Genomic DNA, 23237 nt, shown 5'->3' with positions numbered 1-23237 from the left:
ACGAAACTCTATTGAATAAGCTTTCATTTTTTCTGGTGAGGCTACTGAATCTAGTGTACCACATATACATGGAATCTGCTGTAAGACATCTACAACATCTTTCAACTTAGACAAGTTCTGACTGTACTTCTCGTCTGATAAAATAGCTACTGCATATTTTAATTGTGGCAACTTGTTTTTATACTTCTCATTAGAAACCCGACCCGATAAGTTTTTGTCACTCCCCACTATAGTTCAATGGCACTGAAAAAGTCTCAATCACCTAGCCTGTTTACTTTTTAAGATAGAGCGAGGTTCCTGCATTCGAGGATACGGCTTCGGTCTGTGTTTCAACACCCTTGGTTCGGAACTATCGGGTCGCATCATGAGTAAATTAGTTGCGACCTGCTCCAACAGAAATTGATGCCATTGTCGCTGTTGGTGTTTTCCTGTAGCTGCCAACAGCGTCAATAACTGATTAAACTGCTGCCGAGTTGATTGGAAGGAGAGTTGAAAAGCTGTATGTTCTGACGAAGATACGGCCTGCCACATAATGGTACGTAATAAAGTGTAAGCCAATAAGTGTGTCCAGATATCCTTTCTGACCATTGCCGGAGTTTTAGCTGTTAACATCTCCATTTTCTTTCGTTGTTTTAAGATGCCGGAGACTAACTTCAGCAGCAGACCAGCGCCGTCCATATAACTGAGTTAATTTTTGAACAGTGTAGCGCTGGGCATCCAGTAACGTTGTGACTACAATAATACGCTCTTGTCGAAAGCCACGGCGTTGAATTCGCAAGCAGACTTCCCGAACAATGAAATTAGATGGTAATTCCTCAAATTCCTCATTACTCATGTGTTTGGGACACTGTTGGGGCTTATTCCCGACTACTTGATGGTCGCCAATTCCCAACTTCTTACCCCGCCCTTAAGTCCGTTTTACGGAGATGATTTTTCCTAAAAACAGCGTCTGCTCCCTGCTGTTTTACCAAAACTAAATCGACATAATTGCCGTAAGCTCGATCGGCTAATATCACATCGGAGGGAACTAAATTTGCAGACAGCAGGCGGCTCATCACAATCTCGCTCGTCGCCAATGAAGCAATACCAGCCGATACCACTGCACCTGTGAGCAATGAAAAGACTACTACCATTTTTGCAATCGGAAATCCACACCCAGTTTTTTGATTGCTGTGTTGCGGATACTCGGCTTGATTGGCCTGGGTATCACTCATCAACACGGTTGTGCCGTCTAGTACCCGCACCTGTCGTCCACACCATTGCTGTTGTGGAGGAACTTGCTTTTCTAGTGCCTCTGCCACTACGGGTACTAACTGTTGGACAAATCTTTCAGGTAGTCGTTGACGAGCTTTACTGTATGCCCCCGTGTCTGAAGAAGGAGGCTTGACTCCAGCTACACTCAGCCAGGTACTCATCCGCTTCACCGCTTGACTCAAACTTTTGTCTGGATCTAGTATTTGAGATACCATCGCCCATAAGGTCACTATCGGTGTATAGACGCTGTTGTAGTACCTGAGATCCTCCAAGGCCAGAAGCTCTTTGACTTTAGACTCTGGTAGCAATTCTTTCCAGGGTAAGGCGACGCTCTGTAAAAATTGTTGCTTGAGAATAGACGCACGATTGGGCATACTAGAGAGAGATATTTTGGTTTGTAAGGCAATTATCTACGCAGATATTGCCTTACAGATTTTTTTTTGCTCACTTTTTCAGTGCCATTGAGCTTTGGATGAGATTGAAGTAGATACAGCATATTCCATTTATAGGCGGTATACACAATTTTGTTGTAAGTAGCGATCGGCCTCCTCGAACCCTTTTGCCCAAGCTTTAGCAATATCGTCTGGGAGTTTGGGTTCAGCTATTCTATTTTGGTGCTTGTGCATCACAAAGTCGAGGAAGTCGTTGACTTCTGGCAAAAATGATTCGGGAAGTTGCTGCAATAAGGGCGATCACGATATCACGAATCGTCATAATAATTGTTTCTTTCAGTCGTCTTTATTTTAACACAATCATAACCATAAAGGATGTGTGATAGAAGTTAGGATTAGGGTAAGACCCTAGAATTTTTACATCAATGACTGTACGCAATCATACTGCCTCAATGTCTGAAGCTAGGGTACCAAAGAGAGATTTAACAAAATTTAAAGCCTCTGTGTTATCCATTAATAGTTTTCGTACAGCCCCCTCATAATCTTCACGTTTTTGGAATTTAAGCTCCTTTGCAATGTTAGTTAATGCCCCTGTTTCACGAACTGGGTATTGTGAAATTAGTTCGGTAAAATTACCACTATTAAGTGCATTCTCTAGCCGTTCCAACTCTGGTCTTACAAACTCATTCACATCGATATAAACATTTACGGGTCTACGATTATTAATGTCTTCTTTCTTAGGCGTGTTGCGAAAATACTCCTCACGAATTGCTTTTTCAGCAGTTTTAATACTTAGAGATTGAATACCTTCATTAATTTTTCTCATGGCAGCAGCTTTAGCATTATCAAGGTATGTGGAAGCATCGCCTCCAATAAGATTTGCTTGGCGTTGTGCAATAAGGCATTGAATATGTGGATGGTAATATATCGACTCAACTGAAAAGACCGGAAGCGCATATATGCCCTTATCCTTAAGCCGATTAATGTCAGTTTCTGGTCGCCGATCATTATCAACAATGCCCAAAGCATGAACCCAGTGAAGGTTGGCAGAGTCCCGGATGCTAGAAACGGTATGTTCGACATCTCGACAGCTTGACTTGGCAATAATGGAGACATTTGGAAACACTAGACTGTAAAGTGGCTTATCAAGGCTGTTCTCAGTGCCTTCGATAAATAGAATCTTTCTACGCGCACCAAGGATATCCTTCTTGATGTCATCATCAATCTCTGTTTCGGGGGGAACAATATCTGCATCCCAACCACTTACAGAAGATCCCGCGTAGGTGCAGTCCCGAATGAGCAATGTACGCGCACTCGGATTGTCGAGGGGCAGCATCACATCATGTGTAGATACGATGAATGCACAATCATCTCGCTTAGAGAACAAATGTGTTAGGAGTGGTGAAATGATGGAGCGATGAAGGTGGCGCTCCGGCTCATCAATTAGCACTAAAGTACCACTCTTAACGGTTAACACGTTCGCTGCGATTAGCAAGGCATTACGTTCGCCGTCTGAAAGCTCCGCAACGCTGTAAGGAGTACCTCCACATTTGCTTGCAACTACCTGATCGTTTTCACCGACAGATATCTCAATAGGAATATTTGAAAGACGTAGAAGCTCGTTGATAATCTTTATAGGAGCATCTTCTTTGGAAAGAGTTTTTGCATACTCCATATTCTGGCTATCGACTGCACCAGCAATTGAGCGAGCACGTACGTTCTCAGCGTCAATGAGGTCATAAATCGAAATACTTGCACGTTGGCTAGCATAATCGTCTTTCCAGCGTGAATCTAGATTAGTATCCCCACTTCGCATATTGTTTTCAAAATTTCGCTTTTGCTGAGACGATAAATCCATTGTGGTGGAAGAAAACCAAGTTTGGCGATGCGCCGATATCCGTCGCACATTATTAGTCTGACCATAATAATGAAGGCTCATATATAAATGTTGCATCAGACTGGACTTTCCGGTGCCGTTAGCACCCATAATAAAAACTTTGTCTCCCACGTTGATAGTGAGATTGAGTGGTTCACCTGTAGTTCGAGGGATATTAAAATTGAAGGACATGATTGCGTTACCATTTAGACTGTTGTCATTTTAGACAATACTTCTACTATAACAAGCTCGTCAAGCAGAGTTAATCCTTTAAATCTTCGAGAGGTTCATCAAAATCATCTGACATCCTGATTTTATCTTTCCAAATTCCAAGTCCGCCTCGCTTTGTGGGCTTTTCTTGGGTTGAGTTTTTAGCTTGCTTTTCAATCAAAAAGTCAATGTAATGAAGCACTTCTGTCTGAAGTGACTCAGGGAGTTCTGCTAATTTTTCTAAAATGACTGGCTGTATCATTGTTTTTTCCCGCGATCGCAACCCATCCACTCCATTAAAGCACCCACACCCAAAGTCAGCAACAGAATACCCCATTATTTAGATTCCTAGACGCACTCCGACCAAAGAAACCGGGTTTTTTTACGAAAAGACGTGTTCAAGCCCACAGATTCGGTAAAAAACCCGGTTTCTGGACCCCCATGCGTAAGTCCTAATGTAGTAGAATCGCCCCCGCCTCCCAAATCCCGTGAAGCGAAGCTATCCCGAAGGGAAGCGCCCCCGATCGCACTCACACCCTCATTATTTTGCAACTTGCCTAAAATTACCCGATCGACTATCGTTCCTAATAGATATCATCCCAAATCTGGCTTATGATTTACGCATAAATACCAAAGAAACCGGGTTTTTTACCAGCGTTAAAGGCTCAAATCCAGTGTTTTCGTAAAAAACCCGGTTTCTCCGTCCCACCGATCGCCCTAAACTTGATATAACAACCGACAAAAACATGACAGCAATATTACCGCCTTGGATAGTTTTAGACTCCCTATTGCACAACTGGCTACTAGAAGATATCGGTAGGGGCGATCGCACAACATCCGCCTTATTTCCCGCAAACAGCATCCAGGGTACGGCTAAATGGATTGTCAAAGAAGCTGGAGTCATTGCAGGATTGCCAATTGCCGATCGCACATTTAAAATTTTAGACAGCGGCCTCAGTTTCATCCCCCAAGTACCAGAAGGGAAACTGTGCGAAAAAGGAGAAGTAATCGCCGAGATTTCCGGCAATTTCGATGCGCTGCTAACCGGAGAAAGAGTAGCCTTAAACTTGGCAATGCGTTTGAGCGGCATCGCTACTTTAACTCAGAAATATGTTGACAAAATTGCCGATTTACCCGTGCAATTAGTGGATACGCGCAAGACAACGCCGGGATTGAGATTGTTGGAAAAATACGCAACTCAAGTCGGCGGTGCTTGCAATCACCGGATGGGCTTAGATGACGCGGTGATGATTAAAGACAATCACATTGCGGCGGCTGGGGGAATTGCAGAGGCGATCGCCCTAATTCGCAATTCTATCCCCTATCCGCTGACAATCGAAGTCGAAACCGAAACTATTGCTGAAGTAGAGACAGCTTTGCAGCACAAAGCGGATATTATCATGTTAGATAATATGTCCTTTGATTTGATGCGGCAGGCTGTGGCAATAATTCGCGAAAAGAGCGATCGGATGAAAATTGAAGCTTCCGGCAATGTTACTTTAGAAACAATTAGAAGTGTAGCGGAAACCGGAGTTGACTATATTTCTACCAGTGCTCCGATTACGCGATCGACTTGGCTGGATTTGAGCATGAAAATTAATAGTTATTTGACTGTTGACTGTTGACTGTTGTTATATCAAATCCGGGTTAAATACTCGCTTTATCTCTTAGTCTCTTAGAGAGGGACTTCGTTTGTGCGATCGCGTTGGTAGCGGTTTCAACCGCTTAGTGATAAAGAAGTTAATGAACCCGGATTTAGTATCATTAGTCAGTAGTAACAAGGTTACTTTCCAATTCCCAATTCCCAATTCCCAATTCCCAATTCCCAATTCCCAATTCCCAATTACTTCGAGATAAAATGAACCCAAAAATTCCCGTCAGGCATACATAGGCTGCGGATTAAGCGGTAAGTATAATGCAAGTAAGCACCGCTGACACTTGTATCGTAGCCACTTCGGAACCACTCACCATAGGGATCGTGAACGAAGAATCCCTCGCTGTCGTAGCCAGAGGCAACTATAATGTGACCGAAAGACGTGAAGTATCCGTGGATGACAGCGGGATTTCCGCTGGCTAGCCAATCTTGAACGTCATCAATAGTTGCATTCTCGGTAAAGAAATCTTGAGCGCCGTAATCTCTAACAATCTTTGCTAAATCGTAGGGGTCCCAGCGACTGTAACCTTTGGCCATCGCATATTCGTAAAGTTCGTCTTCATATTGCCCGGTTTGTTTGCGCCGTGGCACTCTCAAAAAGTCCAGACACATCGCTAATGAAGTTACATTGCAAGAACCTGTAGGATTGTTCAAGTTATCCAGTTGCGATAGATAAGGAATGCCAAGCCTGACAGTTGGGGGATTCGGTTTCGGAAAAAGTAGAATGCTGTCTTGAGTAATTTGAGCGTGCCCTCCGAAAACATACCAAACCCCTGAACCTTTGAAAGACTCGTTGCGGAGAGCAAATCTGATGTGACCACGAGCCGGAGCAAAAGCTAGGATCTCAAACTCTTTTCCTGCTGGTATTACTTGTTTTTCCGAGTCCTGAAGTTGAGAAGACGCCAGCGGTTTTGATTTAAAAATTGTGTCTCTGAGCGTTTTCAGGATCAGGGGCTGTGTGGGAATGTCCTCTGGTTTGGTTTCGATCAGCTTTTTGGCTGTGACTGCTCCCAAAAAACCCGGTTCGCCGCACTTCATCAGAGTTTGAAATCGGTGGAGGGTGGCGGTAGAGAGAGGGCCAAAAATTCCGTCTACGGGAGGCTTCAGTAAACCTAGGTCAATGAGGCGGCTTTGAATTTGGCCACTGAGTTCGTCGTCTGCAGCAATTGCTTTGGCATCGTACCTAATGTTTGAGTTGAGAAAGTTTTGTAATTTCATGCTTGCGTCCGTGCCCCTGTCAATCGATTTTAGATTTTAGATTTTAGATTTTAGAATTACGATGCCGATCAATCCGGTTTCCCTAGACTAAATTGCTTGCTAGTCAATAATTCCCAGTTTATCGTCTCATAAAATTACGGTAATTTTGCCGATCAATCGATTTTAAATTTTAGATTTTAGATTTTAGATTTTAGAATTACGATCGCCAATAAACCCGGTTTCCCTAGACTAAATTGCTTGCTCCTTAATAATTCCCAGTTTATCGTCTCATAAAATTACGGTAATTTTGCAGATCGTCCCTACCTTAAAGGCTTCATATTAATTATTTGATACAAAACCTTCAAGGCGCGGGCCGATCGAATTTCACGCACTATTGACTAAAAATCCCTCGTGCGCGTTGACATTGTTTCTGCCGAATGCCGAATGCCGTTGGATGCCTCAAAACCAGAGGGATGGCAGAATTCCCCTGTTGAGGCGAAGTCAGATTTATGCTTCGTCGGGGCGAATTACCACAACACCCATTGCGTCGGGAGACAGATATTTGACGGCGGCTTCTCGGAGATCCTCGGCAGTCTGAGCTTGGATGCAGGCTGCATAGTTGAGGGCGGGAGCGATATCTCCTACCATCGACTGATAGTAACCGTACAAACTTGCCCGATCGCTCGGAGTTTCGTTACCAAAGACAAACCGATTTGCTACTTGAGTGCGGATGCGGGAAATTTCGGCATCTGTCACCAGTTCGGTTTGGAGAGTGCGGATGTGTTGGACGATCGCAGCTTCCACTGCTGCCAAGTTTTCTGTTGCTAGTTGAGCGGAAATCGAGAATACACCGCCGAGTCGCTGAGTCATGTTGCTCACCGAAATTGAGGACACTAGCCCTTTTTCTTCGCGCAAATCCTGAACCAAGCGAGTTGTGCGGCCGTGACCCAATATTGTCGCCAAAACGTCTAGGGCATACGTTTCGGACATTTCCATGAAACCTGGCACTCGCCACATCACGATCAGTCGGGCTTGCTGAAGGGCAGAGTCTACAAATTCGCGGCGGACTGTTTCTGTAAACGGCGATTCTTGGCCGTAGTTCAGGATTTGGGCTTCGGGGTGAAAGTTGCCCACAGCAGGCACATTTATTTTGTTGTTGTGTGCTGTACTTTTTGCGGCAAAACTGTCTGCCACAATTTCAATTAGTTGATCTACCGGCAAATTGCCTACAGCTACGGCTGTCATGGCCCCTGGCTGATATCTGCTGCTGTGGAAATCCCGCATTTGTTGGGCTGTCAACTGTTCGATGACGGCAGTCGGGCCGAGTACGGGTCGCTTGTAGGGCAGGACTTCAAACGCTAATTCCATCGATCGCTGATAGGTGCGGCGGCGGGGATTGTCTTCTGATCGTCTAATTTCTTCTAAGACTACCAGCCGTTCTCGATCGAAGGCGTCGTCGGGAATGCTGGCGTTGAGCAACACATCGACTTGCAGGGGAGCTAATTCGGCAAAATCTTTAGGGGCTGTGGTGATGTAATAGTTAGTGTAATCTTGGCTGGTGGCAGCATTGGTGACAGCGCCACGCTGCTCGATCGCGCGCTCAAATTCGCCACTGGGAATGCTGGGAGTTCCCTTAAAAATCATGTGTTCTAAAAAGTGAGCCATGCCGTTAATGTCGTCGGGTTCGACGGCTGAGCCTAAATTGAGCCACACGCTGAGGTTAACAGCATCGACCGGCAAGTGTTCGGCTATGACTGTCAGGCCGTTGGGGAAATGGCGGATTGTTGGGGCGTTGAGGGGCGATCGGGAGGAGGATTTGATTAGGGTTGATGTCATTGCGCTTTTAAATTGATCTTGTTCTCTATATCTTAAAGCGTCTTTAACGAAGGGCTCGGGCATTCGGCATTAGGCGCGAAAAATGCAATTGGATATGGACGGTAATGCACGCACCGAGTTTTTTGTCTCCCGGAAGAAGTCTTGTTAACGTATTTCTGCGATCGCGATCGTTAATTTATCCTAATAGTTGCCCAAGTCCTCTGTTTTGTGGTGACAGCAAAAGATGGAAAATCGAAGATTGAATAAAAACTTAGTATTTCCACAAGCAGCTTTTCAACGATTTTGGCGATCGACTTCGGGGAAAATCGGCTTAATTTTGACTGTAGCGCTGATGATCTCGGCACTGTTGGCCCCCCTACTTTCTCCTTACGATTCGGCGGTCGATCGAGATTATTTGTCGCGCTTGGTGGCTCCTAGCGCTAAACATTGGTTTGGCACCGACGGTTTGGGGCGAGATTTGTTGGTGCGGGTGTGGCACGGATTGGGAATATCTTTACTTGTCAGCCTGGTTTCTGTGGGTGCGGGTTTAATTGTGGGAGCGCTTTTGGGGCTGGTGGCCGGGTATTTTCGGGGGTTGCTGGAAATTGCGATCGGCACTTTGGCGGATATTTTGTTAGCTTTTCCTTCGATTTTACTGGCGATCGGCGTTGTTACCGTCACCGGGCCGAGCCTGCAAAGCGTAATTATCGCCGTCAGCCTCGTGCAAATTCCGATTTACATCCGCTTAACTCGCAGTATGGTGCTGTCTCTGCGGGAACAAGAATTTGTTTTGGCTGTCAAGGCCTTGGGCGCCAGCGACTTGCGGATTATTTTTCGCCACATTTTGCCGGGAAGTCTCGCGCCGCTAGTTGTACAAGCAACTCTTTCGACTGGTACGGCGACACTAGAAGCTGCTGGTTTGGGTTTTTTGGGTTTGGGCGCACAGCCGCCGGTTCCTGAGTTGGGGACGATGCTTTCTGATGCTTTTAAGGGCGGATATGCTCTTTCGTCTCCTTGGACGATCGTGTTTCCAGGTTTGCTGATTACCTTAACTGTTCTTGGTTTCAACCTTTTGGGGGATGGCCTGCGAGACGTTTTAGACCCCAGAGGGAATTAGAGGGGGAGTGGGGGAATTTATACTTTTGCCTTTTGTCTTCTTTCTGGCTTTTACCTTCTGCCCTCTTCCCTCTGCGCCCTCTGCGGTTCATCCCCTCTTCCTTCTTCCTCACTCTAAAATCTCAAATCTCAAATCTACATATATAGTGACTTGACTGCTGTCACAATCTACGCGAAACTTTACATACAACTGATGTATTGCTTCTACCTATTAATAAGTTCTGTTAAGTTGTGACTCAAAACCTATCAATTAGTCAAAATTGATATAGCGCTTTGTCAGTCCGCCAACTCTCAAGAAGCTACTTCAGGAGGCATCGTCCCTGGCTTGCTGGTGTCGGTGTCTGTTCTCAATATTCCTATTCAGTCAGCCCGCATTATGGAAACACTAGAGTTTGTGATTTATCCAGATGGCCGCGTACAGGAAACAGTCACCGGCATTTTCGGTGCTTCCTGCGCTGAGGTAACGGCTGCAATTGAAGCTCAGCTCGGCGTGGTGCTTCACCAAGAGTCAACATCTGAATATTTCACGCAAGCGCTGCATCAGTCAGCCGAAGCGACGGCCCAAGTGGCTTTTAGCGATTGGTAATTTTTTTTGTTGAGTTCACTTAATTTTTTTGGGAATCACCATGTCACACTTTAGCCAAATTAAGACCCAGATCCGCAATTTGAATTCTTTGGAAGCTGCTTTAACTGACTTGGGTATCGACTGGAAGTCTGGCCCGACTGAGGTGCGCGGCTATCGCGGCCTAACCAGCACCGCTGAGGTGGTGATTGAGCAAGAAAACGGCTACGACCTAGGTTTTAGCTGGAACGGGACTGAGTATGAATTGGTGGCTGACTTGCAATTTTGGCAGCAAGCTTGGTCTGTAGACCGTTTTCTGAATAAGGTGACTCAGCGCTACGCTTACCATACTGTGGTGAATGAAAGCGCCAAGCAGGGTTTCCAAGTTTCTGAGCAAAAGCAAAATCAAGACGGTTCTATCCGTTTGGTGGTGCAGCGTTGGTGCGCTTAATAATTTTTCGAGATTTTTGCAATCTTGTTTCATCAAAGTCCGCCCAGGCGGACTTATTTACTATTGTGGGGGTCTAAATGTCTGAGCTTTCTGGACTCGGAATAGATACAGCAAGCGATCGCTCTGGTTTAGAGCCGGAGTTGGGGGGATTTTTGCGGGATGCGCCCGATCGCTCTGGTTTGGAACCGGAATTGGGCGGCGTGTTGCGCCAAAAAGGTGTCTATGTTGATGAGATTACCTGCATTGGCTGCAAGCACTGCGCTCACGTTGCTCGCAATACTTTTTATATTGAACCGGATTACGGTCGATCGCGCGTAGTTCGACAAGACGGGGATTCTGAAGAGTTGATTGCTGAGGCGATGGACACTTGTCCGGTGAATTGCATTCACTGGGTTGATTACACCGAACTCAAGAATCTGGAAGAAGAACGCAAGGATCAGGTGATTCCTGTCGTTGGCTTTCCCCTGGAGTATGCGACGATTCGGGCCCGTGGTCGCCAGCGACAAAAGAATAAGTTGCGCGATCATAAGTTCAAAGGTAGCCATTGAAATCCCCAATTCCCATCCACAGCTTGAACCCTGTGGCTCAACAAACAAAAACAGCCCGCGCGGGCTGTTTTTTGTATATATTGTATAGTTCAATTTATTTGAGAGGATGGTGTTCAGCGAGAATTTTCTCAACTCTAGCTTCATCGATTCTGGCAGTTAATGTTGTTGCCTCGTTGTTATCGCGAATGGTTTTTGCTAAAGTAAAAGACGAGCCGACTGAAAAAGTTAAACCCATACCCATAAAAGCTTTTTGCCAGGGGTCTACCTGTAAATAAATGATACCTACAGTAGTTGCGGAAAGGGCAAGAATAAAAGAAACCCAGCACTGAAGAATCCAAGCATTAGTATCTTTTTGGCGTATGATTTGTTTCTGCATAGTGCCTCTAAGTCAAATATATCTTTTGGTTGATTAACTTAAAGAATAGATAGCGTGAGTGAAGCGGTCAGGAGAGGAAGGGACAGTTTCGATAAGTGAACAGTGCGATCGGGCTTTTTACTAAAAACTAGAACGCTGTAGATAGGGTTTGAGCCTCAAGGAAGACTGGGTGGGAGTAGACAGTTGGAAAACTCCACTAAGGAAAGCTAGTTTTTTCTCAAAATAGCGTAAGGTGCGCGGCCCGGCGCACCCTACTTCTCCCACTCCGCCTCCGCTGACGAGAGTTTGACTCTATGCAGCGGTTTCAAGCGCCGACTCTTATCTACTTCGTTTCTGTAGCCCAGGTTTCAACCGCCGAGTTTGATCTACTTATTTTTCTGCTGAGTCTTCGCTTGTTCGATCGCAATTTCCCTCACTGCTTGGAAAGAGTTCAAATTCGATGAGCCCTCAATCGCCTTCACCGCCAAATCTTGAACCTGTTTCAAAGCAGAATCCAGTTGTTTCGACAAGCTAGCAAGTCGCGCATCTTGATTTTGAATTGTCTGCAACATCCCTTGAATTTGCAGTTCATAATTTTGCTTTTGCCCTTCAACATCTTTAGCAGACAAATCCGCCTTAACTTTAGCTTGATAATTGCCAATATTGCGACCATTATCTTTCCCGTTCTTGATATTAGCTTCCAGTTCTTTCGGGAAAGCTTCTACCTTTGCTTTCACCTCAGCATAAAGTTTTTCTCGTTCCGAAATAGATTTTTCGCGTTCCGCCCACTGTTTCTCCTGTTCTTGCTGAAACTCTTCGATTTCTTGATACAGCCTTTTCTGGCGCTGTTGGTATTCTTCGATGTCCAGATTTCGCTGAAGATTCAAATCATAATCATACAACTCTTCATCCCGCTCACGAGCTTTTTGGTGATTCTCATTGCGTTCTTTAACGGCCAACTGTTGCAGTTCCTGCTCTTTTTCCCAAGCTTGTCGGCGTTCCAACAATTCCTGTTCAACAGTTTCGCGCTGTTCGCTGAGTTCGCCAGCAAAAGTTTTCGCGCTTTCTTCGTACTGTTGAATTAAATTGTCCAGCGTATCTTCTGTAACATCTTCTAAGCTGTGCAACTCTTGCAGTTGTTGAATTTCCTCGCCCACAGTGCGCCGCAATTCTTCGACTTTAGCAGCTTCCGAGGTTAATTTTTCAGACAACTCGCTGACAGCGCCACCAAAGCTAAATTGCAGCAAAATCAAATTGTCGATTGTGGACTGCATTTTTTGTGGATTTTGATTTAAAGCCATTGGTTTTTGTGCCTCCACAATAGGTTTTTCTGGGACTGCTTTTTGCTTTTGGGAAGCGTTTAGCTGTTGGATTTGCGATTCTAGCTGCGCTTTTTCTTGCGCTGCTTCCTTGTACGCTTCTAAAATTTCAGCCTGGGTGCTTTTGTCGCTAACTCTTTTGTTCATGACTTTTCATTCCTTAATAGTTGGGAAAATTTCTGTCATTTTTTCGTAAGGTGGGCATTGCACACCCTACTAGGTTTTAAGCTTTGCTGGCAAAAGCTTTCATTGCCAAATCTTGCGCTTGCTTCATCGTGGCTTGCAGTTGCGCGGAAATTTCGGCGATTTGTTCGGTTTGTCGCCCAATTGTCTGCTGTAAAGATTGGACTTTCAATTCATATCCTTGCTTGCTTCCTTCCCACTCTTTCTCCACTAAATCTGCCTTGACTTTAGCTTCGCGGGAAACTTCTTGAATTGCTTCTTCTTTGGCTTTGACATAAGCCTGTTTGAGTTCTTCTTCAAATCCGGCGGCTTTTCTTTGATTCTCTTCAAAGTCCGCTTGATTGTCGCTGAGGACTTTTTCCCGTTCCACCCAATTTTTTTCTTTTTCGCGGTTTGATTCTTGCAAATCCCGTTCTAGTTTACGCTTCGTTTCTTCGTATTCGTCGGTTTCGATTTTCCGAGTCCGCTGTAAGTCGTATTGATAATCGGCTGTTTCTTCCTGGCGCTTTTTAGTTATGAGGGCAGCCTCTTCTTGAACTGCTGCCTCAAATTCTTGCTGTTCTTTTTCCCAAACCTTGCGTTTTTGGGTCGTATCTTCTTCGATAATTTCGCGTTGGTTAGCAGCGTTTTGTTCCAGCAGGGTCAATTTTTCTCGGTGCTCTTGAGTTAAAATGTGGAGGGCGTCTGCTACTACTCTGATTTGCTGCAACTCTTGCAATTGTTGGGCTTCTATTTCGATCGCACGTTTTAATTCGTCTAATTTGGAAGATTCCGCCTTCAGTTTTTCGGAAAGTCCGCTGGTGATGCTGCCGAAATCTAATTGCAAGTCAGCCAAGCCTTTGACGATGCTGTCAATTGTGTAGGTGGAAGCGACTTCGAGGAGTTGTTTGTTTTTGGCTTTTTCGGCTGACTCTTCTTTGGTTTCTACTTTGGATTCGATCTTTTTTTTGTCTGCTAAAATCTGCTGAAAGTTTTGCAAAATTTTGGCTTTGCTATCCTTGGCAGTTGCTATTGTCATAATGTTTGCTTCTCCTGATTATAACTTTTCGACACTTGTGAATGAAAGGTTTTCTGTTATTCTAAGTTGCGGAGTTGGCTGAGAATGGCTCGGTATTTTTTGGCTGCGTCGGGTTTTTCTTCGGGATTATCGCTGGCTAGAGTTTTGAGAAGTTTCGAGCAGCGATCGCACCGATTTCCTTCCCAGCAGCCGCACTCATCAATTATACTCAAAAGTGCGCCTTTTAGCAATTGATTTTCGGCTAACAAAGCTCGGTAATTCCGCTGAACCGATTCGGCAACTAAAGTCATGTGCTGGAAGTCTTCGGTGAGACTTTCGATGTCATTTACTGCATCTGTCCGAATTTGGTCTAGCAGCTCAAGATTCTCTTTCAAACGACTTTCTTGCAGGTTTGGTTTGGTTTTCAGCTTGGTTAATTTCTTCATTTCACTCTGTTGTAACACTTATGGTAAAGGCGCGATTTAATCGCGCCTTTACAACAAAATTAGAACAAGTCAGCAGTTAATGGGTCTTCGGCTGGCGGTAGCGACATACTGCCGTTGGAATTCAAAGCCATAGCATCGCTTTCACCCCCAGCGTGAGCAGCCATCAAGCAGGCAACTTGCTGCGCCGGCAGGTTATCTAAACACACCATAGCTTTTGTTCCTTCTAAGTCAATCATCCGCGATTGATTGCTAGAATCTGACAAAACTGCTGCGGCTTGGTCGATAACCGCCCAATCTTTCCGCTCGTTCCAAGACCATTTCAAGCTGTAGTAGTTGATCGGTTTTACTACTCCGCTGTCGTCTGGTTTCTGACCGGAATGTTTGACAAATTCGGGAATAAAAATCCCGGTTGCAGGCTCTACGCCGCGAGATTGAACTGATGCTACCAAGCGGTTAAAATCGTTCAAGCTGCGGTTTTTGATGTAGGTCACCATGACAACTCCTTGCGGCAATTCGCCACTTTCTGCGACAAACCACAGTTGACCCCACAATGTGTGCGAAGTTTGACCGAGGGAACCGAAGAATTTGGAGAATTTGAGGATTGTCATGGAACACTTGGAACCGTAGTCTGTATCGCCGATCGCCCACTGGCCACTTTGGCAATTGTTACGTACTGCGATCGGGATTTCCGGTACTAGCAAAGCATTGCTCGGTTTGGCACCAAATACTGAAAATGTAGGTCTTTCTTGTGTTTTAGTAGTCATTGTTCGTTTTTCCTTAGTTATTTATTGCTGCTTGACCGGGAATTGGTAATTGAGAATTGGTAATTGGTAATCCGTTAAATCTCGTACATTGCTCGTGGCCGAACTTCGATTACCTAATGAGATGTGTTGTCGCTTTTGGTTCTGGATAGGTATACTCAAGCATCGCCTCTTGTTGAGCTTTGATAATCCGCAGCGCGGCGAGCAAATGCTCTAATGTTTCTAGGTGCGCTGGGGTGAAGTGGATGCTGAAGCCTTCGCCATCCCGCGCGTAGCCGGGACAAACCAGGGAGGCTGAGCTTTGTTCTTCGTGGGTGGCGATGTATAGCCAGTCATCGTCTTCGAGCTTGTAATGCGTGTCTGTCCAGGTTCTCAGCATTTGCGATCTGCTCCTCCTTATTTGCTGCGTACAAGCGTTTTGACGCCCAGCGCTTCTCACTCCTCTGAAGTTGACGACGCTATATGTAGCGTGTGAGCTAGGCTAATTTGCACCGTTAACTCTACCAGTCCGGGCTTGTTGGTTGATTAAACCGTCAACTAATCTCATGGTAGCGCGGGTTGATTTTCCCGTCAAGTATTTTGTTGAACTTTTCATCAAAACAGGCTAGAATGCTTGTCAGGAGGCGAAAAACCGTGGAACAAACATTTGGAAGACTGATCCGTCAAGCTCGCAAGGACAAAGCTTACTCACAACGTGAGCTAGCAGCTATGCTAAGTGTGGACTTTACTTATTTGTCGAAGTTGGAGAACGATCGAGCGGATTATGCGCCCAAAGAGGACGTAATCCGATCGCTAGCGCGGAATCTCGACATAAACGAAGAGGAATTGATTTTCCTGGCGGGGAGGCTGCCGCAGCAGTACGAAGCGCTGCTGAAGCAGAATCCGAAGGAAATGCAGGCTCTTTTCCGCCGGATGCAAGAAAATCCAGATTGGCTCAAACAATCTTTTGAAGCGTAAGAGAGGCCCCTCATAGTGAGTATTTTTAAACCGTATTGCTTCTATCCCAAAGAAACGATCGAGCGTTTGGCAAATGACATCTTGATGCAGATGCAGAAAACGCAAAATTTTGCTCCGAGATGGCCTTTTGATGCGACAACGGTTGCTGATTTTCTCGATTTGGGGGTAGTTTGGGAGTGCATTGAGCCGGATGAAGAAGGTGCGATCGCGGCGAGGATTTTGCCGCAGCAGCGGTTAATCGAAATCAACGAACAGATTCTCGAAAAACCGCCGGGTTTCATCGAATCGACGATCGCCCACGAAATCGGCCACTGGGTGCTACACGTCAATCAAGACGAAGCAGACGGCACTGTGGAACAGTTAGAATTAAACTTAGGCAATGAAGGAAAAACGGCGTCTGATGTCGAGGAACCGTTTGTTTGTCGGGGTGCGAGTGCTGATAATAAGGTTTTGTCGATCGAATGGCAAGCGCAATATTTTGCAAGCTGTTTGTTGATGCCTCGGTGTATTTTGGAGGAAAAAAGACAGGGACGCGATTTAACTAAGTGGTCGCATTTATACAAAATGAGAGATGAATTGGGAGTGAGCATTTCCAATTTGACAAACCGCTTGCAAGAATTCGATTGGATTTATATTCCCAAAGGAACTCGCGAGATTTATGCCGGGAAAGATGCGGCAAACGGACAGCAGCGGTTGTTTGGATAAACGTGCGATCCTCTTCGAGGGCTGCGCTAACGAATTTGAGGTTTGAGATTTGGAAGCGATTCTCTAATCTCAAATCTTTAAAATTATTTTCTAATTAAGTTACATTTTATGCTAACCAATATTGAAATTCTGCTGGCAGCTTGTGAGGAATTAAATATCCCTTATGAAATCCTGCATCCTTCCCAAAACTTGATTAGACTCAAACAGGGCGGCGAAGAATATTATTTTGTCAATTACATGACGCCATTTAACAGCGCGTCAGTAGCAGAGATTTTTAAAGACAAAGAATATACCTATCAACTATTAAACGGCAAAATAAATACTCCCCGAACTCTCGGTTTTGTCTCGCCTCACTGCGAGGAGAAGTATAAAAAGTATTTGAGTTTCCCAGATATTGAATCAATAGTTTTAGAAGTAAACAGAAAAATCGCTTTCCCGGTGATTCTTAAAAGAAATCGCGGTGCTGGTGGCAACAATGTTTTTTTGTGTGAAACTAGAGAGCAAATTAAAGCAGCCCTAGAAATTATATTTAACGTCAACAGCAAAGATTATGACTATGTGGCGCTAGCTCAAGAATACATCGAAATTGCCCACGAATATCGGGCTGTATTCTGCAAAGAAAAGCTAGTTTTGCTGTACGAGAAAGACAAATCTCAGGCTAAATTTGCGGGGAATTTAAGCCCGCTGCACTGGGAAGGTGCAAAAGCCAAACATATAATTAATCCCAATCTCATGTCTGAGATTGAAAATTTTGTTAAACCTGTTTTTGCTGAAATTTCGATTAATTATGCGGGGCTTGACATAGCACTAGATAAAAAGGGAGCATATTGGTTGATTGAAATTAACTCAAGTCCCAATTACGATATTTTTGTCAGAGATAACGATCGCCAAATTGTCGTAACAATGTTTAAAGGCATTGTGGATAGCTTGGTTGTTAACAAAACGCCTTATTTGAAATGAAGAGTTGAGTAACGAGAACCTTAACCCAACCTACATATTTTGAACTTCACTCCATTCCTTGAAAATACCAGTAGAGGTTAGCAACAGTTAAATCATTGACTTCTTGCCAATTTGAGGGAGCTAAAGCTTTATAGCCAGAGGTATTGGCTTTTTGACTGATATAAGATTCGTGTTGTTGACGCAAGCTAGGTTTGATTAAAAATCGTAATTGATCCAGTAGCGATTTGAAGTGGGATTTTTGTTGCAAGTTTTGGTAGAGCACAATTTCTTGTGGTTCTGCTACTATACCAACTTCTTCATGAGTCTTTGAAATTGGTGTATTTTCCATATTTAAACTAGCCAATTGTTGACGCTCATCCGCCGATAAACTTAGCATCCAATCTACCTGATTTTGCCAAGAGTTCAAAACTGCTAAATCCTGATTGTAAATCCGTGTGATTTCTGGAAATATAAAATCCATTTCATCTTTTGTGCAGCGCTCAATCACGGTGAGAATGTCTTGGCGTATTCTTTCTTGGAGGTGGGAAAGGGAATTACTTAGAGACGCAGGCTCGTTCAGCAATTGATAAGTTAATGAAATTGTCTGCTCAATTGCCCAAGCACATTCAACTCTACGAAGATGTCCAACTGCACAAGTGGCTTTGAATAACTCAGGATTATTATAGTCAGCTAAAGCATTAGCTAAAATGTGTTGTGCACTTGTTAAGGTAGAATTTCTGGTATGTTTATCTTTCATTAATAAAGCACTTTGAATTAGTCTCTGTGCTTGATCAAATTTCTGATAAGCTCGACTTAATATTAAACGATGTTGCTCAAAATTAATGCTTTCAGCTAACAGTTTAATTTCAGCAATAACGTCTGCTTTTTGGTCTTTCAGCAATGCCTCTATACTAATAAATCCGTGTGTAACTGTTAGCTTCAATTCCTTAATCTCTTCCCTCATTTTCAAGGTCTGATGAAGGTTAACGGCTGACATTGCAGCTATGACCACCACGCCGACACCAATGACGGCAGTAGATGCTGATATAATACCCGTATTAGCCACGAGAGATTTTAAACCATACTCAATCACATCTAGTCTTTTATCAGTTTTTTTAGAAATCATATCTGCTTGAACCATTTGCGCTACACCTAATACAAAATCTGGAATAGCGAACAACGGCTCGGCAGCCATACCAATTGCCGAACCTACAAAGCGATCTGTTGCCAGGTCTCTAGCTATTCCCAATAATACTCCTGCACTATCTGGAAGAGCGAACAACGGCTCGGCAGCCATACCAATTGCCGAACCTACAAAGCGACCTGTTTCCGTATCTCTAGCTATTCCCAATAATACTCCTGCACTATTCTTCACGACTTCATAAGTGCCGGAGATGATGCCAGCCTGTATGTGAGGAGGAAAAACAAAAATCATATTTTTTACCTGAATAGCTATTGATGTTACATATTATAGTATATTATAGTATATTATATGATTATGGTTAACTGTGTTAGTCTACAGTGGAATTACTTAAATGAACGAATTCATGCAAGCATTTCAGAACATCGCCCAATATGCGGCTGTCGTCGCGGCGGATGATTATAAATCCTTAGAGATTAAGGAATCTGCTACAACCGTGATTAAGTCAGTCCAGCCTGGGTTCGATGAATTGGTGGGATCAGCTACCAGACTTGAGAAAGTTGTGCAAAAATGCCGGAACGATATCGATCATGCTGAAGACGTTTGGAGTTGCAAACTTGGGATTGTCCAAGCTTCAAAACAGGAAATATGGCAACAGCTTGGGGAACTGAGCGGCTGTCATGTCAGAATTAATGAACTAGGCGAGCAATGTCAAAATTCGGCGATCGATAAATCTCAAGATTATTGGGATAAAATATTTGATGTTCGCGTTAAACAGAAGTGGTTTATTGATGCAGCAAAGAAACAAAAAAAAGGAATTGGCTGGGGGGAAAAGGATGATTTTATTAAAGACATTCCCATCGTTATGAATCTTGTTTATATGGAAATTGATAAAAATATTAAGTCCAGCCTGGTTCAGATTTATCAAGACCTTAACACGATTAACTTAAAAGTGATTACCCAGTATTTGGGAATTTTAGATAGGCAGACACAAGATGTGTTGAATCATCAGATGAATGTAACTTTTAGCGAGATAGCAAATAAATTTGAGCAGCCGACAGTTTACTTGCCTGAGAACACCAAATCACTGAGGTCTGAACTTATTTCGGCTCTGGATAATTTATCCAAATACCGTTTAGGTGATATTTCCTGGGAAGAGGTTGTAAATTTAAAAAAGCAGGTTTCAACCGCGATCGATAATTTCATCAATTCAATCTTTGATGACAGATTAAAAGTAGGAAGTCAAGCTTTGGTTCAAGCCATGATATTTTACAATGAATTTTTGGAAAAGCAAGATAGATATCAGAAAGAAACACCTGCACAACGTCAGGCTGAAAGAGCTTGGATTGATTCGCAATGGACAGAAATTCAGAGAGTGGAAAAAGGTATTAAAGTGATTCTAAATTCTTCTCCATAATTCCTTAAGCTACTGTCATTGTACTAGAGCGCACTTCTTCACACGCTAAAATAAACTTAGTCACAATTCCATGAAAAAAATGACAACACAACTACTAGAACTAGAGGGAACGTGGGAAGAAATTCTCGCGCAATCAGCCAAATTTGCCGATCGCCGAGTTCGCGTTATTGTTCTTGCGGATGAGGAACCGCTGAAGTCAACCGAAGACTGTTTTCGTCAAGGATGGCACGAAGCAATGACAGGAGAGACTGTACCGCTTTCTGAACTGTGGGAAGGTATTGATGCAGTGATCGAGATGATGCAGTCTCTGCCAGAAACTTTACAGCAACAAGTAGCAGAATACTTGAAAGAGTATATCGCCGAATTAAAAGATGAGCTTCAATGGGAAGAATCTTTCGAGAAAACGCAACCGCAACTTGTGGCTGCTGCCCAACGCGCCAAACAAGAAATTGCTGAAGGAAAGGCACAGGAAATGAAACTTAATAAGTTATGAAATCTGCCACCCTTCCTTTTGGGAAAAATACAATTCTCTTGACAGTACAGTAAAAGAGCAAGCTAGAAAAGCTTATCGTTTCTGGCTGGAAAATCCCTTTCATCGATCTTTGCACTTCAAGTGCATCAACCAGGAAGAAAATATCTGGTCTGCGAGAATCACGCGGGGCTATCGAGCAGTAGGGATTTTACAAGGAGATACAGTGACATGGTTTTGGATTGGAAACCACGATGATTATGAACGTTTTTTCTAGTAATCAGGCCGGGGCGGGTTTTCGAGATGGTTGGTTTCAGGCAATTATTGTTAGCGAACCCCCCCCCTACATCGCCTGGAATCTTGCCTGTTTCACAAGAGTTAAAAACTTACATTCTTTCCAATACCTTAATCCCCAACAACTCCAAACCCAATTTCAAAGTCCTCGCCGTCAAATCGCACAAAATCAACCGCGAAGTCCGCAACGGTTCCTCAGCATCCAATACTGGACACTGTTCGTAAAATTGATTGTATTTTTGACTCAATTCAAACAAATACTGACAAATCCGATTCGGCAACAAATCGCCGCCAACAGCATTTATCACTTCACTAAATTGCAATAAATGCTTGGCTAAAACTAACTCCACATCAGACTGCAATATTACTTTCGCACTAGCATCTAAATTCTCGAAATCAATCTCACCTTTGCGGCGAATTCCCTGCACGCGCGCGCAAACATAGAGCATATAAGGTGCTGTATTGCCTTGCAATGCGAGCATTTTGTCGTAACTAAAAGTGTAATTGCTCGCCCGGTTTTGACTCAAATCGGCATACTTAACCGCACTCAAACCAACTGTTCGAGATACGTTAGCTATAAACTCTTCAGTTTCGTGTCTTTCCTCTTTTTCCAATCTCCCTTCTAAATCTTGGCGCGTGCGGACGATCGCCTCATCTAACAAATCTTGCAACCGCACTGTATCGCCAGAACGAGTTTTTAACCTTTTGCCGTCTTCTCCCAATACCAAACCGAAGGGAACGTGGACAATCTCGACATCTTCCGGAATCCAAGCTGCTTTTCGGGCTACTGCAAATACTTGGGCAAAATGGTTGGCTTGTCCTGAATCTGTGACATAAATTATGCGCTTTGCATTGTCTTTTTGGATGCGGTAGCGCACTGCTGCTAAATCTGTTGTGGCGTAATTGTAGCCGCCGTCGGTTTTTTGGACAATTAGCGGCAGTGGTTCGCCTTCTTTGTTGGTGAAACCGTCTACAAAAACGCATTTCGCGCCGTCACTTTCTACTAGCAAACCTAGATTGGTTAAATCTTCGACTACTGCGGGCAATAGAGGATTGTAAAACGATTCGCCGCGTTCGGTTAATTGGATATCCAACAAGTCGTAGATTACTTGGAATTCGCGGCGCGATTGATCGCACAGCAATTTCCAAGCGCGGCGGGTGTCTTCGGCGCCTGTTTGCAGTTTTACTACTTCTTGGCGGGCGGTTTCTTTGAAGGTTTCGTCTGCGTCGAAGCGCTGTTTTGCTTGGCGGTAAAATGCGACTAAATCGCCTAAGTCTAGGGCGTCAGCGGTTGTGAGGGCTTCGGGGTGAACTTCGCGCAAGTATGCGATCAGCATTCCGAATTGGGTGCCCCAGTCGCCGATGTGGTTGATTCTGAGTACGTCGTGGCCTTGAAATTCGAGGATGCGGGCGATCGCATCTCCGATGATTGTCGATCGCAAATGTCCGACGTGCATTTCTTTGGCTATATTCGGACTCGAAAAGTCGATCGCGATTGTCTGAGGCGTTTTCGCCGGTTCAATCCCCAAACGCGAGTCGCCGGCGATCGCACTAATTTGCGCTTCCAAATAAGCCGGTTTCAGCTTCAAATTGATAAAACCTGGCCCGGCGATTTCTGGGGTTTCGCAGATGTCAGTAATATCTAGGTTTTCGATGATTGTCGAGGCGATCGCCCGTGGGGGCTTTCCTAACTTTTTCCCCAAACTCATCGCCGCGTTGCACTGAAAGTCGCCAAAGTTGGGATTGCTGGCGGCGGCTAGCATCGGATCTGCACCTGCATAACTTTCGCCGAATGCAGCGGTGAATGCTTTTTCAAATTTTGCTTTTAACTGTTGGGCGATCGAGTTCATCTTGAATATTTTGATTGGATGTTTATTTTAAACTCTAGATTAAGCACTTTTTGCCAATAATACTCTTACTACTTACGTAATTTCCCTCTGGTTCTCTCCCTCTGCCCCTCTTCTCCTCTCCTCACCTACTAGGAAATTTTGTACTTAGCTTTGAGCTGGTGATGCGATCAAAATCGCTCACCGTAATAGCACAGAGTACATTTTATCACAGTTGCGATCGCTACACAAATTAAAAAATGTCACATCAAGTCCATGATCTCGATCGCTAGATCATTTTGTTAAATCCCTTACATTAAGGTATGTTAAAATTTTTTCAATGCACCCAAAAA

The 23237-nt window shown here is 44.2% G+C and carries 25 protein-coding genes and 1 pseudogene; 11 read left to right on the top strand and 15 right to left on the bottom strand.

The features are described from left to right. The 5 genes and pseudogenes from QUA70_RS20975 to vapB form a co-directional block, all read right to left on the bottom strand. On the bottom strand, window positions 1-228 hold a 228-nt coding region (locus QUA70_RS20975), incomplete at its 3' end, for a hypothetical protein (RefSeq protein WP_333410662.1). 30 nt (window positions 229-258) lie between these two features. Continuing rightward, window positions 259-1628, bottom strand: a pseudogene (locus QUA70_RS28650) (IS4 family transposase). Between the two features lie 129 nt (window positions 1629-1757). Continuing rightward, on the bottom strand, window positions 1758-1937 hold the full coding sequence (locus QUA70_RS20955; RefSeq protein WP_333349566.1) for a hypothetical protein: 180 nt from the start codon (window positions 1935-1937) through the stop codon (window positions 1758-1760). 148 nt (window positions 1938-2085) lie between these two features. Next, window positions 2086-3714: an AAA family ATPase gene (locus QUA70_RS20950; protein WP_333349568.1), complete on the bottom strand. Its 1629-nt coding sequence runs from the start codon at window positions 3712-3714 to the stop codon at window positions 2086-2088. 70 nt (window positions 3715-3784) lie between these two features. Beyond that, on the bottom strand, window positions 3785-3994 hold the full coding sequence (gene vapB, locus QUA70_RS20945; protein WP_333349570.1) for a type II toxin-antitoxin system VapB family antitoxin: 210 nt from the start codon (window positions 3992-3994) through the stop codon (window positions 3785-3787). Window positions 3995-4478: 484 nt separating this feature from the next. On the opposite strand from vapB, the gene nadC reads away from it, so the two are divergent. Then, entirely contained in the window at window positions 4479-5357 is an 879-nt protein-coding gene (gene nadC / locus QUA70_RS20940) for a carboxylating nicotinate-nucleotide diphosphorylase (protein WP_333349572.1), read from the top strand. A 218-nt stretch (window positions 5358-5575) separates the two neighbouring features. Here the strand turns inward: nadC and QUA70_RS20935 are convergent, their stop codons facing one another. Beyond that, window positions 5576-6604: a C39 family peptidase gene (locus QUA70_RS20935; protein WP_333349574.1), complete on the bottom strand. Its 1029-nt coding sequence runs from the start codon at window positions 6602-6604 to the stop codon at window positions 5576-5578. 486 nt (window positions 6605-7090) lie between these two features. Continuing rightward, window positions 7091-8419: a pitrilysin family protein gene (locus QUA70_RS20930; RefSeq protein ID WP_333326938.1), complete on the bottom strand. Its 1329-nt coding sequence runs from the start codon at window positions 8417-8419 to the stop codon at window positions 7091-7093. A 238-nt stretch (window positions 8420-8657) separates the two neighbouring features. Between QUA70_RS20930 and QUA70_RS20925 the strand changes: the two genes are divergently transcribed. The 4 genes from QUA70_RS20925 (at window position 8658) to QUA70_RS20910 (ending at window position 11075) form a co-directional block, all read left to right on the top strand. Beyond that, window positions 8658-9515 (top strand): ABC transporter permease, encoded by an 858-nt coding sequence (locus tag QUA70_RS20925; RefSeq protein ID WP_333349576.1) that lies wholly within the window; start codon window positions 8658-8660, stop codon window positions 9513-9515. Window positions 9516-9890: 375 nt separating this feature from the next. After that, entirely contained in the window at window positions 9891-10100 is a 210-nt protein-coding gene (locus QUA70_RS20920; RefSeq protein ID WP_333326942.1) for a DUF2997 domain-containing protein, read from the top strand. 40 nt (window positions 10101-10140) lie between these two features. Continuing rightward, a complete protein-coding gene (locus tag QUA70_RS20915; RefSeq protein WP_193974477.1) occupies window positions 10141-10527 on the top strand; it encodes a DUF1257 domain-containing protein in 387 nt (128 codons plus the stop codon). A gap of 77 nt (window positions 10528-10604) precedes the next feature. Beyond that, window positions 10605-11075: a ferredoxin gene (locus tag QUA70_RS20910; RefSeq protein ID WP_333326944.1), complete on the top strand. Its 471-nt coding sequence runs from the start codon at window positions 10605-10607 to the stop codon at window positions 11073-11075. Window positions 11076-11169: 94 nt separating this feature from the next. Here QUA70_RS20910 and QUA70_RS20905 read toward each other — a convergent pair whose 3' ends face one another. The 6 genes from QUA70_RS20905 to QUA70_RS20880 all read right to left on the bottom strand — a co-directional run bounded on the left by QUA70_RS20905 (window position 11170) and on the right by QUA70_RS20880 (window position 15515). Further along, complete coding sequence (locus QUA70_RS20905) at window positions 11170-11451, bottom strand: YiaA/YiaB family inner membrane protein (RefSeq protein ID WP_333036187.1); 282 nt, start codon at window positions 11449-11451, stop codon at window positions 11170-11172. 365 nt (window positions 11452-11816) lie between these two features. Further along, window positions 11817-12896, bottom strand: a complete 1080-nt coding sequence (locus QUA70_RS20900; RefSeq protein WP_333349578.1) for a hypothetical protein — start codon at window positions 12894-12896, stop codon at window positions 11817-11819. A gap of 76 nt (window positions 12897-12972) precedes the next feature. After that, window positions 12973-13950 carry a hypothetical protein gene (locus tag QUA70_RS20895; RefSeq protein WP_333349580.1) on the bottom strand — a complete coding sequence of 326 codons (978 nt, stop codon included), beginning with the start codon at window positions 13948-13950 and terminating at the stop codon, window positions 12973-12975. Between the two features lie 56 nt (window positions 13951-14006). Continuing rightward, complete coding sequence (locus tag QUA70_RS20890; protein ID WP_333349582.1) at window positions 14007-14375, bottom strand: hypothetical protein; 369 nt, start codon at window positions 14373-14375, stop codon at window positions 14007-14009. Between the two features lie 59 nt (window positions 14376-14434). Beyond that, on the bottom strand, window positions 14435-15139 hold the full coding sequence (locus QUA70_RS20885; RefSeq protein WP_333326952.1) for a hypothetical protein: 705 nt from the start codon (window positions 15137-15139) through the stop codon (window positions 14435-14437). A 109-nt stretch (window positions 15140-15248) separates the two neighbouring features. Next, complete coding sequence (locus tag QUA70_RS20880; RefSeq protein WP_006634886.1) at window positions 15249-15515, bottom strand: hypothetical protein; 267 nt, start codon at window positions 15513-15515, stop codon at window positions 15249-15251. Between the two features lie 254 nt (window positions 15516-15769). Here QUA70_RS20880 and QUA70_RS20875 point away from each other — a divergent pair, with 254 nt between their 5' ends. From QUA70_RS20875 to QUA70_RS20865, 3 genes are all read left to right on the top strand, one after another. After that, window positions 15770-16093: a helix-turn-helix domain-containing protein gene (locus tag QUA70_RS20875; protein ID WP_265234660.1), complete on the top strand. Its 324-nt coding sequence runs from the start codon at window positions 15770-15772 to the stop codon at window positions 16091-16093. Between the two features lie 15 nt (window positions 16094-16108). Further along, window positions 16109-16798, top strand: a complete 690-nt coding sequence (locus tag QUA70_RS20870; protein ID WP_333139673.1) for an ImmA/IrrE family metallo-endopeptidase — start codon at window positions 16109-16111, stop codon at window positions 16796-16798. A 108-nt stretch (window positions 16799-16906) separates the two neighbouring features. Continuing rightward, window positions 16907-17758 (top strand): YheC/YheD family protein, encoded by an 852-nt coding sequence (locus QUA70_RS20865; RefSeq protein ID WP_333349584.1) that lies wholly within the window; start codon window positions 16907-16909, stop codon window positions 17756-17758. A 46-nt stretch (window positions 17759-17804) separates the two neighbouring features. On the opposite strand, the gene QUA70_RS20860 is transcribed toward QUA70_RS20865, so the two are convergent. Continuing rightward, a complete protein-coding gene (locus QUA70_RS20860; RefSeq protein WP_333349585.1) occupies window positions 17805-19172 on the bottom strand; it encodes a hypothetical protein in 1368 nt (455 codons plus the stop codon). Between the two features lie 100 nt (window positions 19173-19272). Between QUA70_RS20860 and QUA70_RS20855 the strand changes: the two genes are divergently transcribed. The 3 genes from QUA70_RS20855 (at window position 19273) to QUA70_RS28645 (ending at window position 21041) form a co-directional block, all read left to right on the top strand. Then, entirely contained in the window at window positions 19273-20295 is a 1023-nt protein-coding gene (locus tag QUA70_RS20855) for a hypothetical protein (protein WP_333349586.1), read from the top strand. A 79-nt stretch (window positions 20296-20374) separates the two neighbouring features. Continuing rightward, a complete protein-coding gene (locus QUA70_RS20850) occupies window positions 20375-20788 on the top strand; it encodes a hypothetical protein (protein WP_333349588.1) in 414 nt (137 codons plus the stop codon). Beyond that, complete coding sequence (locus tag QUA70_RS28645; protein ID WP_445301497.1) at window positions 20778-21041, top strand: ParE family toxin-like protein; 264 nt, start codon at window positions 20778-20780, stop codon at window positions 21039-21041. The genes QUA70_RS20850 and QUA70_RS28645 overlap by 11 nt, the downstream gene beginning before the upstream one ends. Before the next feature lie 109 nt (window positions 21042-21150). Here QUA70_RS28645 and argS read toward each other — a convergent pair whose 3' ends face one another. Beyond that, window positions 21151-22908, bottom strand: coding sequence for an arginine--tRNA ligase (gene argS, locus QUA70_RS20845; protein ID WP_333349590.1), 1758 nt, complete (start codon window positions 22906-22908; stop codon window positions 21151-21153). Window positions 22909-23237 lie beyond the last annotated feature (329 nt).

Source organism: Microcoleus sp. LAD1_D5, assembly GCF_036702115.1.
Classification (GTDB): Bacteria; Cyanobacteriota; Cyanobacteriia; order Cyanobacteriales; family Microcoleaceae; genus Microcoleus.
The sequence above is the reverse complement of the archived record's forward strand: the minus strand, read 5'-3'. Positions and strand labels throughout refer to the sequence as shown.